12 protein-coding genes are annotated in these 12,900 nt (G+C 47.0%); 8 read left to right on the top strand and 4 right to left on the bottom strand.

The window, feature by feature from the left end:
* The first annotated feature begins 9 nt into the window (after nt 1–9).
* On the top strand, nt 10–1,461 hold the full coding sequence (locus JKY90_08490) for a potassium transporter (GenBank protein ID MBL4852297.1): 1,452 nt from the start codon (nt 10–12) through the stop codon (nt 1,459–1,461).
* Nucleotides 1,462–1,486: 25 nt separating this feature from the next.
* Here the strand turns inward: JKY90_08490 and JKY90_08485 are convergent, their stop codons facing one another.
* A complete protein-coding gene (locus JKY90_08485) occupies nt 1,487–2,374 on the bottom strand; it encodes a lysophospholipid acyltransferase family protein (GenBank protein MBL4852296.1) in 888 nt (295 codons plus the stop codon).
* A gap of 129 nt (nt 2,375–2,503) precedes the next feature.
* On the opposite strand from JKY90_08485, the gene metH reads away from it, so the two are divergent.
* Nucleotides 2,504–6,199, top strand: coding sequence for a methionine synthase (metH, locus tag JKY90_08480; protein ID MBL4852295.1), 3,696 nt, complete (start codon nt 2,504–2,506; stop codon nt 6,197–6,199).
* Between the two features lie 817 nt (nt 6,200–7,016).
* On the opposite strand, the gene JKY90_08475 is transcribed toward metH, so the two are convergent.
* Nucleotides 7,017–7,628, bottom strand: coding sequence for a PEGA domain-containing protein (locus JKY90_08475; protein ID MBL4852294.1), 612 nt, complete (start codon nt 7,626–7,628; stop codon nt 7,017–7,019).
* A 216-nt stretch (nt 7,629–7,844) separates the two neighbouring features.
* Between JKY90_08475 and JKY90_08470 the strand changes: the two genes are divergently transcribed.
* Nucleotides 7,845–8,675 (top strand): symmetrical bis(5'-nucleosyl)-tetraphosphatase, encoded by an 831-nt coding sequence (locus JKY90_08470; protein ID MBL4852293.1) that lies wholly within the window; start codon nt 7,845–7,847, stop codon nt 8,673–8,675.
* 133 nt (nt 8,676–8,808) lie between these two features.
* Nucleotides 8,809–9,861 carry a transporter gene (locus JKY90_08465; protein MBL4852292.1) on the top strand — a complete coding sequence of 351 codons (1,053 nt, stop codon included), beginning with the start codon at nt 8,809–8,811 and terminating at the stop codon, nt 9,859–9,861.
* Between the two features lie 86 nt (nt 9,862–9,947).
* Here the strand turns inward: JKY90_08465 and JKY90_08460 are convergent, their stop codons facing one another.
* A complete protein-coding gene (locus JKY90_08460; GenBank protein ID MBL4852291.1) occupies nt 9,948–10,163 on the bottom strand; it encodes a hypothetical protein in 216 nt (71 codons plus the stop codon).
* Nucleotides 10,164–10,257: 94 nt separating this feature from the next.
* On the opposite strand from JKY90_08460, the gene JKY90_08455 reads away from it, so the two are divergent.
* The 4 genes from JKY90_08455 to JKY90_08440 all read left to right on the top strand — a co-directional run bounded on the left by JKY90_08455 (nt 10,258) and on the right by JKY90_08440 (nt 12,308).
* Nucleotides 10,258–10,554, top strand: coding sequence for a hypothetical protein (locus JKY90_08455; GenBank protein MBL4852290.1), 297 nt, complete (start codon nt 10,258–10,260; stop codon nt 10,552–10,554).
* Nucleotides 10,554–10,808: a hypothetical protein gene (locus JKY90_08450; GenBank protein MBL4852289.1), complete on the top strand. Its 255-nt coding sequence runs from the start codon at nt 10,554–10,556 to the stop codon at nt 10,806–10,808. Before JKY90_08455 ends, JKY90_08450 begins: the two co-directional genes overlap by 1 nt.
* A gap of 25 nt (nt 10,809–10,833) precedes the next feature.
* Nucleotides 10,834–11,403 carry a uracil-DNA glycosylase family protein gene (locus JKY90_08445; GenBank protein ID MBL4852288.1) on the top strand — a complete coding sequence of 190 codons (570 nt, stop codon included), beginning with the start codon at nt 10,834–10,836 and terminating at the stop codon, nt 11,401–11,403.
* 92 nt (nt 11,404–11,495) lie between these two features.
* Nucleotides 11,496–12,308, top strand: coding sequence for a CbiX/SirB N-terminal domain-containing protein (locus tag JKY90_08440; protein ID MBL4852287.1), 813 nt, complete (start codon nt 11,496–11,498; stop codon nt 12,306–12,308).
* A 15-nt stretch (nt 12,309–12,323) separates the two neighbouring features.
* Here the strand turns inward: JKY90_08440 and JKY90_08435 are convergent, their stop codons facing one another.
* Nucleotides 12,324–12,824: a peptidylprolyl isomerase gene (locus JKY90_08435; GenBank protein ID MBL4852286.1), complete on the bottom strand. Its 501-nt coding sequence runs from the start codon at nt 12,822–12,824 to the stop codon at nt 12,324–12,326.
* Between the last annotated feature and the right edge of the window lie 76 nt (nt 12,825–12,900).

Raw genomic sequence — 12,900 nt, 5'->3', positions numbered from 1 at the left:
TTCAGGATTATGCAACTACGCGTCATTCAACGCATCCTCGGTCTACTGCTAATGGTCTTTAGTGTCACCATGTTGCCACCGGTATTGGTTGGTTTGATTTATGGTGACGGTGCTATTGGCGCTTTTCTTATCGGTTTCTTAGTGACTTTTGTGGCAGGATTTTTATTGTGGTTGCCAGTGCGGCGTTTTGTTCGTGATCTGCATTTGCGCGATGGCTTTATCATTGTGGTGATGTTCTGGAGTGTCTTGGCCTTGTTCGGTTCCTTACCGTTTATGTTAGGGTCGGAGTTAAATATGTCATTTACCGAGGCACTTTTTGAATCAATGTCTGGCCTGACGACAACAGGCGCCACCGTGATTATTGGTATCGACACTTTGCCTAAGGCGCTGTTATTTTATCGGCAAGAATTACAGTGGTTAGGTGGTATGGGAATTATTGTCTTGGCTGTTGCCATACTGCCCATGTTTGGTATCGGCGGTATGCAGCTTTATCGTGCCGAGACCCCGGGTCCGATGAAAGATAATAAATTAACACCACGTATTACCGAGACAGCTAAAGCATTATGGTATATCTACTTGGGTCTGACGGTGAGTTGCGCCCTTGCCTATTGGGCTGCCGGCAAGTCGGGGTTCGACGCGATTAGTCATAGTTTTTCCACTGTCGCGATTGGTGGTTTTTCAACGCATGATGCCAGTATTGGTTATTTTAATAGTGCCGCTATTGAAGGTGTCGCCATTATATTTATGCTGCTGGCAGGGGTTAACTTTGCTTTGCATTTTGTTGCAGTAAGAAATATGCGCGTTAGCGCTTATTGGGCCGACGCCGAGTTTCGTGCTTATCTCTCTGTGTTGTTTATTGTAGCGGTGATTGCCTGTAGCTATCTTTATTTTAATCACACGTTTGATAGCGTTGGCAGTACCATCCACCATGGCTTGTTCCAAGTGATATCGATTGGTACCACTGCAGGTTTTACGACAGCGGATTATCATACCTGGCCAGGCTTTTTACCTGCATTGTTATTGTTGCTGAGTTTTGTCGGTGGTTGCGCTGGTTCGACCGGTGGGGGCATGAAAGTAATTCGTGTTTTATTGCTTATAAAACAAGGCTCGCGCGAAATTTTACGCCTTATTCACCCTAATGCCGAAATCCCAGTCAAGGTCGGTGGAGTCAGTTTGTCGCCCCGTGTTATGCAATCCGTTTGGGGATTTTTTGCTTTTTACGTGATGGCCTTTTGTTTTATGTCTTTAATGCTTGCTGCGACAGGATTGGATCTTGTCTCAGCATTTTCTGCGGTGGCAGCGTGTATGAATAATCTTGGCCCTGGTTTAGGCGAAGTAGGGTCGAATTATGCATCGGTATCACCGATTGGCAAGGGTATTCTCTGTTTTGCCATGTTGTTAGGCCGGTTGGAAATTTTCACTTTATTAGTGTTATTAACTCCCGCTTTTTGGCGCGCATAAAGTGTCGTTTATTGAGACACATAATTCAGAGGTTATAGGGGCTGCGGCTACCATCAGGCCGTTGTCGAAAGCGTTTATAACTCCATTGATACTGTTCGGGGGCCATACGGATGCATTGTTCGACAGTACGATTCATTGCAGTGACGGCGATATTGATGTCATCGTTATAGGCCTTATCATCAGCATCAATGGCAAAGAGCTTATAACCTTGACCCTGCGGTAGACGTTCAGCAAAGCCAAAAATAATCGGTGCACCAGTCTTTCTTGCTAATTTGACTGCCAGAGTCATGGTATTGGCTTCGATGCCAAAGAAGGGACTAAAGATACCGTTACCAGCAGGTGGTTCCTGATCGGGTAAGAGCCCAATGATTTCGCGTTTACGCTTTAACGATTTAAACAGTTGCCGTGCACCGAGTTTATCGGTAGCAACGAGTGTTGCGCCAGTACGTTGTCGAGCCGCAGTGAGCCAGTGAGCAAGCGCTTTCATTTTTGGTGGTTTATAGAGGAAGGTTGCCGGATACTGGCTACCAATATAAAGCCCGGCGATCTCCCAGCAACCAAGATGAGGAGTGAGTAAAATTACCCCACGATTTTGTTTGACTGCCTGTTCTAGCTGTTCCCCACCTTCAATGGAGTGAATAAGAGAGAGTAAACGTTGTTTTGACCAACACAGCATGGCGCCGGTTTCCAGTATTGAGATACCGGTATGCATAAGACTTTGTTTTGTAAGATTGGTTTTTTCTACAGTATTAAGTTCGGGCCAACATAGATCAATATTGATGCGAGTGTTACGCCGTAGTCGAGTCGGAAACCAATAAAGACAGAGGCCTATGAACCTGCCGACACCCTGTGCAACGCGCAGCGGTAATAAGGCAATAAGGCGAATGAATATCTTGATAAGAATATAGTGCATAGTTGATATAAAAGTGAATATGTTTAATTCATTCAGTGGGTTGAGTGAGTTAATGCTAAAATAAATCGTTTATTTAGTAATATTTTACTATGTTCCCATAGTGTATTTTTTCATAGAGCCACGAGTAGTATGTCATTGCAAACAAATCAGCCTAAAACACTCACACAGCTATTAGCAAATCGTATTGTTATTCTCGATGGCGCTATGGGCACAATGATTCAAGACTACGGTCTGCAAGAAGCCGATTATCGTGGCCAGCGTTTTGCCGATCACCCCTGTGATCTTAAAGGTAATAACGACTTACTATCGATCACTCAGCCGAAAATTATACGCGACATTCATGCCGCTTACCTTGAGGCAGGTGCCGATATTGTCGAGACCAACACCTTTAACTCAACCACCATAGCGCAAGCCGATTATCAATTAGAGTCAGTGGCCTATGAGCTTAATTTTGCCAGCGCCAAGGTTGCGCGTGAAGCTGCCGATGCGGTAGCAGAAAAAACCGGCCAGACTCGCTTTGTCGCCGGTGTGCTTGGGCCGACGAATCGTACCGCATCGATTTCACCCGATGTCAACAACCCCGGCTTTCGCAATGTTAATTTTGACGAGCTAGTTGACGCTTATATTGAAGCAATCAGCGGCCTGGTTGATGGTGGCGCCGACATCATCCTGGTAGAAACCATCTTTGACACACTTAATGCCAAAGCCGCCGTGTTTGCCATCAAGCGTTATTTTGATGAACACAATACGTCTTTGCCAGTGATGATTTCCGGCACCATTGCCGATGCCAGTGGCCGCACCTTATCGGGTCAAACTGATGAAGCATTCGCCAACTCCTTACGCCATATCAAACCACTTAGCATCGGTTTTAACTGTGCCTTGGGCGCAAAAGAATTACGCCAGTATATTGAATCGTTGTCAGCCTATGCCGATTGTTATGTCAGCGCCCATCCTAACGCCGGTTTGCCTAACGAGTTTGGTGAATATGATGAAAGCCCCGAGGCCATGGCCAAAGAGCTGGATGAATGGGCGGCAAGTGGTTTTTTGAATATTATAGGCGGTTGTTGTGGCACCACCCCCGCGCATATTAAGGCGATAGCGCAGACCGTGAGCCAGTATTCTCCACGCACCCCTGCTGAGAATACACATAAGCAACGTCTCAGTGGCCTTGAGGCGCTCAACATCGATAGCGACAGCTTGTTCGTCAATATCGGTGAACGTACCAATGTAACCGGTTCGGCACGTTTCAAAAAGCTGATCTTAAATGACGATTATGATGAAGCGCTGAATGTTGCACGCCAACAAGTTGAAAGCGGTGCGCAGATCATTGATATCAACATGGACGAAGGCTTGCTCGATGGCGAGCAAGCCATGGACACATTTCTCAACCTGATTGCCTCAGAGCCGGATATTTCACGTGTACCGATAATGATCGACTCGTCTAAATGGAGTGTCATCGAGGCTGGGCTTAAATGCCTGCAAGGCAAATGCATTGTTAACTCTATTAGCATGAAAGAAGGCGAGGAGAGCTTTAGAGAACAAGCACGAACAGTTTTACGCTACGGTGCAGCCGTCGTTGTCATGGCGTTTGATGAAGTAGGGCAGGCCGATACCAAAGCGCGAAAAGTTGAAATCTGCACACGTGCCTACCGAATATTAGTCGACGAAATTGGCTTTCCACCAGAAGATATTATTTTCGACCCCAATATTTTCGCCGTCGCCACCGGTATTGACGAACACAACAATTACGCGGTTGATTTTATTGAAGCCACGCGAGAAATAAAGCGTACCCTGCCACATGCCAAAATATCCGGCGGTGTCAGTAACGTGTCATTTTCATTTCGCGGTAATAACCTGATGCGCGAGGCCATTCACTCGGTATTTCTCTATCATGCCATTAAAGCGGGCATGGACATGGGTATCGTTAATGCCGGTCAGCTCGCGGTCTACGACGATCTACCTAAAGAGCTACGAGAACGCGTCGAAGATGTGATTCTCAATCGTCGTGACGATGGCACAGAACGCTTGCTGGAAATCGCCGAGGATTATCGTGGTGATGGCGTTAAAAAGGCTAACGTCAATGATATGGAATGGCGCAAACTGCCGGTCAGAGAGCGTTTGGCGCATGCCTTGGTAAAAGGCATTAACAAGTTTATTGAGGGCGACACCGAAGAAGCCCGGCAGGGCTTTGAGCGGCCGATTGAAGTCATTGAAGGGCCATTAATGGATGGCATGAATGTCGTCGGCGACCTCTTTGGCGAAGGCAAAATGTTTTTACCGCAAGTGGTGAAAAGCGCGCGCGTCATGAAGCAGGCCGTGGCGTATCTATTACCCTTTATTGAAGAAGGCCAAGCCGAAGTCAGTAATAACGGCAAGATTCTAATGGCTACGGTTAAAGGTGATGTGCATGATATAGGCAAGAATATTGTGGGTGTCGTGTTGCAATGCAATAACTTTGAGATTATTGATCTTGGCGTGATGGTGTCTGCGGCAAAAATTCTTGATACCGCGGTCAAAGAGCAGGTCGATATTATTGGTTTGTCCGGTTTGATTACACCGTCGCTGGAAGAGATGAGCCACGTAGCCAAAGAAATGCAGCGTCTGGGTTTAAGTATCCCCTTATTGATAGGTGGCGCGACCACGTCACGCGTGCATACTGCGGTCAAAATTGCCCCCGGTTATAAAGGCGCAACGATCTACGTCAAGGACGCATCGCGCGCTGTCGGTGTCGCCCAGAACCTTGTCAGTGAAAATTTACGCACAGAATATCTGCAACAAATCGATAAAGAATACGAGCAAGTGCGCGAGCGTCATAAAGGCAAGCAAGCAAAAACCAATTGGCTTAGTCTGGCTGATGCGCGCGCGAACAAGGCTAAAGTTGATTGGTCAATCTATCAACCTGTCAAACCTAAACAATCAGGTTTGACAGTAATAGAAGACCAAAACCTGTCAGCATTGCGCGATTATATTGATTGGACGCCCTTCTTTAAGGCCTGGGAGCTGGCTGGCAGTTATCCCAAATTGCTCGATGATAAAGTGGTGGGCGAAACCGCACGATCATTGTTTGCTGATGCAACGGCCATGCTTGACAAGCTTATTGATGAAAAATGGCTGCAAGCACGTGCTGTGTTTGGTTTGTTCCCGGCTAATTCAGTTAACGATGATGATATTGAAGTCTATACCGATGAATCGCGTACTGAGGTGTTGATGACCTTGCACCAACTGCGCCAGCAATTGCAAAAACCCCCTGGCCGGCCTAACCAGTGTTTGAGTGACTATATTGCGCCGAAAGAAAGTGGTATTGCCGATTATATTGGCGCATTTGCTGTCACCACAGGTATTGGTATCGAACAACACATTGCGCGTTTTGCCGCTGAGCATGATGATTATTCCGATATTATTCTTAAAGCGTTGGCCGACCGTCTTGCCGAAGCCTATGCCGAGTACCTGCACGAGCGCGTGCGTAAGCATGATTGGGCTTATGCCAGCGATGAGCAATTAGATAACACGCAACTGATCGCTGAGCAGTATAAAGGCATACGGCCTGCCCCAGGTTATCCTGCCTGCCCCGATCACACTGAAAAGACCTTATTGTGGCAATTAATTGACCCGCTCAACAATGCCGGTATCACCATTACGGAAAGCTTTGCCATGGTGCCGACGGCGGCGGTCAGTGGTTGGTATATTAGCCATCCCGATGCACGTTATTTTGGTCTTGGCGTTATTAATCGAGATCAGGTTGCAGACTATGCGCAACGTAAAGGCATGACGTTAGCAGAAGCGGAGCGCTGGTTAGCGCCAAATCTGGGCTACGAGCCAGCCTAAGCTTTTGTTGCATTGGCGTTCTTACAGGGAGGTGTAGACAGGCCGCTATGCTTACTAGAATAAGCCAAGAGCAAACTTTTGGGATGATTAGTTTGAAGATGGAAGAGAAAGTCGCTCGTCCTTGAGCGACATAGCCTCCCGCTCCATCGGAAGGCTATCATGCCAAAATAAAATCAATTTAGTTGTAGGACAAACCAGACAACTCACGTCCGTAAACGCATGAAATTACTCGAAACCGCCAACAATGAATTTAAATGAAGAACAAGAAGTTATTGCCAAGCTATTGACAGGGAAGGTTGTTAATAAGATTTATCGGTATAGAGAATAAAAGTTAGTTATGGGATTTTCTGGTGGTTCATGTTTTATAGTGGATTTTTTTGACAAAGAATTAGCGTTTTCGATAACTCCAGAAAAAGATATTTCAAAAGAATAGCTGCGGAAATATAAGGAGTCTATGTTTGATGTCAGCGTAGTTAATAAATAACAATTAGGGAAATGTTTACGCTGTTAGAATTGGACTCATCCTTGAGTCCTACGCGACGTCCATTCCTTGTAGTATCGTTCCGTCATTGAAAAATATCTGCCAGGAAAAGATAGTATTTTTTGTAGGCGAATAACTTACACGCTAGCATATCTCCGATTATTGCCTACTGTTATTAACCATATGTGTGCTACGTGTATTGCGCTATCCTAGTGTTAGGATATGCGATGGCATTATCAGGACGTCACTGAGCAAGCCTATTGCCCTTCTGGTTTCCGATATGTAACAGTAGAGTTTTTATACAAGTTTACTTAGAGGCGCTTTTTTTGCGTATGACTAAAGGCCAGGGTCTTCCAAAATACGTCTACGGATAGTGTTGGCTTCGTCTTGCGTAATCAACCCTTCTGCAAGTAGGTTTTTGACACGGAGTAAGCGCACCTTAATGTTGTTGTCACCACTGTATAGCGGTGCGTTGATTGAGGTATCAAAGTTATCGTTGTCACTACTGCGGTTGGCAGAATCCGCCGTCTTACGTGTTGCTGTTTCGCCGCATTCTAAATCTATCTTAACGCCGGCAGCGATATCTTCAGGTGTGATCTGGCGAGTGACTTGCTTACAGCCTTTGAGCTTGAAGCGTACTTTGCCGTAAATAGGTTTCAGTTCGTTAGCATAAATCGAAGGAAAAATATCATTTTCTTCAACCCGCAAAGGGGTTTTACCGAGAATATGTCCCAGGATAATCACGGTCGCACCGGGTGGGTTGGTTTCCAGTGCCACAGACCCGCGACCGGTAAACTCACCACTGGCAATGGGCGCTACTACTTCATCTCCGTCTTTAGAGAACGGATTTAATTTCTTAATCGTAGAGCAGCCATTTAATGCCAGCAATATGCTGAACAGAATGACGATATAAACCGAACGAGGGTGGTGCAAAGACAGTATATTCACAGGATTAACACTTCTTATTAGGTGTATAGGCAGACTATTATCACTGTTGCCTTAGTTTGGTGCAAGCACTGGTGCTCTATCAATGTGATAATTACGGGTTCAGCCTTGCTGTGGGATTTCGCAGCGAGACGCGCCTTGCCATGTACATTGACAAGCTAACTGAACTCGCACACTCACATTGAATAGAGCACTAGGCGTTAACAAGAATATTATGATATGACAACTTATGCGATCGGAGATATTCAAGGCTGTTTTGAGCCCTTGCAACGACTGCTTGAAAAAATTCAATTTGACCCCGCGCAAGACACGCTCTGGTTTGCCGGCGACCTGGTCAATCGCGGGCCTAATTCGTTGGCCGTGTTGCGCTTTATTAAAGGCTTGGGTGATAGCGCTATCAGCGTATTGGGCAACCATGATCTGCACATGCTGGCGGTTGCCAATGGTCATTTGCGTTATCACAAAAAAGACACTTTTCATGACGTGCTCGATGCGCCAGACCGAGACCAATTACTGGACTGGCTGCGACATCGGCCATTAATTCACCACGATGATGATCTGGGCGTTACTTTGCTTCATGCCGGTTTGCCACCGCAGTGGGATTTATCGCTAGCGCAGCAATGCGCGCGCGAAGTCGAAACGTGTTTACAGGCCTGCGATTATGGCGAGTTTTTGGGCACCATGTATGGTAATGAACCCAATCATTGGGATGAGCTGACAAATGATGCTGAACGTCGACGTTTCATCATTAACTGTTTTACACGCTTGCGTTATTGTGATGATGCAGGCGCATTGGCTCTGGAAGAAAAAGGTACATTCGGCACACAAGCCGCAGGGCTTGAACCCTGGTTTGCTTTGACTGGCCGTGCCAGCCGCGATTTATCCATTGTTTTCGGCCATTGGTCTACCATAGGTGGTTATATCGGCAATGGGGTGGTGGCGCTGGACACGGGTTGCGTTTGGGGTAATAGGCTCAGTGCCTTACCACTGGATGGTACTAAAGATGGTGCTGGTGTCTTAATAAGTGTTGATGCTATGCAAGACCCTTGATGGAGTGTCAAGGCACGTAGCCACAGCGCTTGCTAAAAACAATTTCTGGAACCCGGCGGAAAATTGTTGCGGTTACACATCAACCCTACAATTTCCTATAAAATTTAATAAACCTAATATGAAGGAAAGTTTGATGTCTAGATTAAGCCTTTTTGTGGTATTGGTATTAGCTGGTACGTCAGTAGCGCAAGCCCATGACTGGGATTTGGCTGTCCCAGATAGCCATGCACCGATAGGTGTTATGGCTGAGCATACCCATAAAACGGGTGAACTGATGTTGTCATACCGCTATATGAACATGGACATGGACGGCAACCGCGATGGCAGCAACCGTCTCAGTGCCCAGCAAGTATTGAATGGCACTGATGGTTCGCGCACAGGTACCGATGGTTTCCTCGTCACGCCACTGAGTATGACCATGGAAATGCATATGTTTGGTGCCATGTATGCGGTTAACGACAAGTTGACATTAATGGGGATGCTGCCTTACGTTAAATTAAGCATGGATCACGTTACTCGCACCGGTGCTAATTTTACGACCAAGGCAGAGGGCATTGGTGATATTCGTGTCGGTGGCATGTATAAATTCTTTGACCGTGACGGACAGCGTTGGCATACCAATTTCGGGTTGAGTGTGCCCACGGGTGATATTGATACCAAAGATACGACCCCGATGGGGGCTAACAGTCTGTTGCCTTACCCCATGCGCTTGGGTTCGGGTACGTATGACATTATGCCGGGTATCACTTATTTAGGCCAGTCTGCGGGTTCCTGGTCGTGGGGCGCACAGGGCATGGCAACCCTGCGTCTGGGTGAGAACAGCCGAGACTACACGCTGGGTGATCGGTATCAGGCGACAGGTTGGTTCGCCAGACGTATCAATGCCAGCTTCAGTGTCAGTGCACGTCTGGCGTGGTCGCAATGGGATAATATCGACGGCGCTGATCCTGACTTATTGGTGACTAACCCAATGAATGGCATTGATATTGTGCCGACAGCGCGAGCGGATTTACGTGGTGGCCGCCGTACCGATTTAGGCATGGGTGTTAACTATTTGGTACGCAGTGGTTACTTTAAAGGACACCGCTTAGCGCTTGAGTATTCTCGCCCGATACAACAAAACCTCGATGGTCCACAGTTAGAAACCGACAGCATTTTTCACATAGGTTGGCAAAAAACTTTATAGAAAGAGGCGAGGATATACGGCAATGCAAACTCACACGTTCTTAACGTACATGGCTGTGTCGGCGGGTGTGTATGTGTATAGTCAGTCTAATATATTAACCCGGCAACCATATAGATCATGTTCAGCCGCTGTGTGCCGCTGCGCAGCAAGGCATCAAAGCGCCGCTGTAGTGGTTCTACAGCAAGCTTTGATAACGCAGCCTGCGCAGCGGCACACAGCGGCTGTCTTTTAAAAAACAATCGGTTAGGGACTTCAAGCGTAGCCCCGCTCGGCGTTATCACTGTTGCTAATGGAACCACCATTGGCTGCCAGTGATGCCTTGATCTGGTCTATGCTTGAAGTCCTGAACATGATCTATATGGTTGCCGGGTTAATAAGACCACATAGGTATTTAATATGTCTGTCGCTGTCAATATGTCAAGAAAACAAATCATGCTTGGTCAGAAACAACGGAACAAGCTTTCCAGGTTATCTGCATCACAAGGCAAGTCAGAGTCAGAAATTGTTAGATTGGCCATAGAGGCATTTGACCCGAACAGCAATGCACATGAAGCCACTGAGCTCATGGAGCTTGTCTCAGAAAGATTGCAAGAGGCTATTCATTCGACCAAAAAGACGAATCGCGTTGTCGCAAAAACGTTAAAACAATTACGTTCGCCAGTTTCACCGATAGTAGCGGGGCAAGCCACTTAATGGCTGCTTGGAAAAGTATATTACTGGACACGCTCAAGCTAACAGATGAAGTTAAACGGCTCAATACACAAACAGAAAAACTATCTGATCGAATGATCGATATAGATAAACGTGTTGTCCGTATCGAAACGCTTGTTGAAGTATCAAAAATTAAAGCGATAACTCCAAAGAAAAAGACTATGGTATTGCGTAGAGAAAATGCTAAACGAATAATAAGAATTATAAGGCGTTGCACTGCGGTGATATGGCCATAGCGGCCTCTTTCTTGTGAAAGAAACATTGGCAAAACTGTTGCGTGAGGTGCGTGCTTGCCAGATTTGTGCAGAGCACTTACCTAATGCGCCGCGACCTGTTCTGGTCGCTGGCAAAACGGCGCGATTACTCATTATTGGTCAAGCACCCGGGCGTAAGGTGCATGCCACCGGCATTCCCTGGAACGACCCCAGTGGAAATCGTTTACGTGAATGGATGGGGGTTGGTCGTAATACCTTTTATACGCATCCCGCGATTGCCATCATGCCCATGGGTTTTTGTTATCCTGGTACGGGCAAATCGGGCGATTTGCCGCCACGCAAAGAATGTGCAGAGCAATGGCATCAGCGTATTCTGCAACAGTTACCCAATTTGCAATCCATTTTGCTCATTGGTCAGTATGCGCAAAAGCACTATCTTGATGTTAAGGGCCAAACCCTGACCGATACCGTTAAGCAATGGCGTGACTATGCACCACAGTATTGGCCTTTGCCGCATCCTTCGCCGCGCAATCAACGGTGGCTGAAAAAGAACCCTTGGTACGAGCGTGAGCTGGTTCCTGAGTTTCGCAAGAGTGTCCAGGCTGTGTTGAAATAGGCGTATGAATCCCTGGCGTTAATCAATACGCATTACCGTAAAGTCGATACACTACTATTGTGTAAAATAGCCACGCATTAGCAGGAAACACTATGGCAGACCACTCCCATTTATTGCTCGTTGCTCACGGTAGTCGGCGTCAAAACGCAAACCAAGAGGTGGCAGAACTGTGTCAGCGTTTAACTACCTCTGTTGAGTTTGATGAGGTTAACGCGGCCTTTCTTGAATTGGCTGAGCCCAGTATTGCCGACGCCATTGATCAAGCCGTCGTTGCTGGTGCAACGCGTGTCGTGATATTGCCTTATTTTCTTAGCGAGGGGCGCCATGTTAGCGAAGACGTTGCAACTTTGGTCGCAGCCGCGCAAGCACGGCATGATGCCTGCGATATTACAATGACGCCTTATCTTGGTCAGTCGCCCGCTATTGCCGATGTCGTGCAAGCGATACTTAGAGAGAGTGCCCAGTCTGAGAATGAGCCTAAGCAGGTTAAGCGAAAGATACGTGTTGTTGGTTTGCGTTCTGTTGCCGACAGTGACTTTCCCAAAACGTGCCGCAATTGTCAGCGCAGTTATCAAACCTTGAGTGAGTTTATTCGTGACACCGTTTCTACTACGCCAGAAACCGGACTCAAACAAGGTTTTAACGACGAGGAGCAGGCTATTGTCGAGCTGCTGCGCAATTGCCAGTGTGGTTCAATACTCATGAGCCCGGTTCATAGTCGGCGTGGCAATAGTGATTTGGCGAGTGAATGCCGTGAGCAGTTTGATCAGTTGGTGGCACAAATGGCTGCGACAGGGCGAACGCATGAGTCTGCGCGAGAAGATCTACGCCAAGTCATTACCGGTGGCTATGGCGATATTCTCGAACAGTTGAAAAAAATCTCGAGGCCGCGCCGCCCTAGCTAGGCTTGCTGTTAGGCGCTAGGCGCCGATAATGCCTGGCACTTCAATTTCAATCGGTGATTTTTGTTCGATTTCTTCAGCCTTGGCGTCGCGAACCCCCGTTACTTTAATATCGTAATGTAACGTCATCCCCGCCCAAGGGTGGTTGCCATCAGCCGCTATGTTGCCATCTTCAATACCAACAACGCGAAAGCGGTGAAAACCAGTATTGCTCGGCAGGTCGAAGGTCATACCAATTTCAGGTTCTTCGTCACCCATATCAAACTTATCGATGCTAAACATACGCAGCAGTTCCGGGCTGTGTTCACCGTAGGCATCAGCGGGCGCAATGGCAACAGAAAATTCGTCGCCACTCTTGTGGCCTTGCAGGGCGTTTTCCAGGCCGACGATCAATGCACCATGACCATGGACATAGCTACGATCTTCATCGACCTCCATTAAAATATTGTCATCATCGTCTTTTAAGGTGAATTGAAAATAACCCACGCGGTTTTTTTCGATGGTGATGTCGTTGTCCATGATCATTTTTACCTAGTTTTAGTGGCTACTTAGTTAGCAAACCGTTAAGAAATCAGGTGGCAGTTTAACGGTTTTA

The organism is Gammaproteobacteria bacterium, from assembly GCA_016765075.1.
In the GTDB taxonomy this organism is placed as follows: Bacteria; Pseudomonadota; Gammaproteobacteria.
This window is presented reverse-complemented; position numbering and strand designations above follow the sequence as displayed.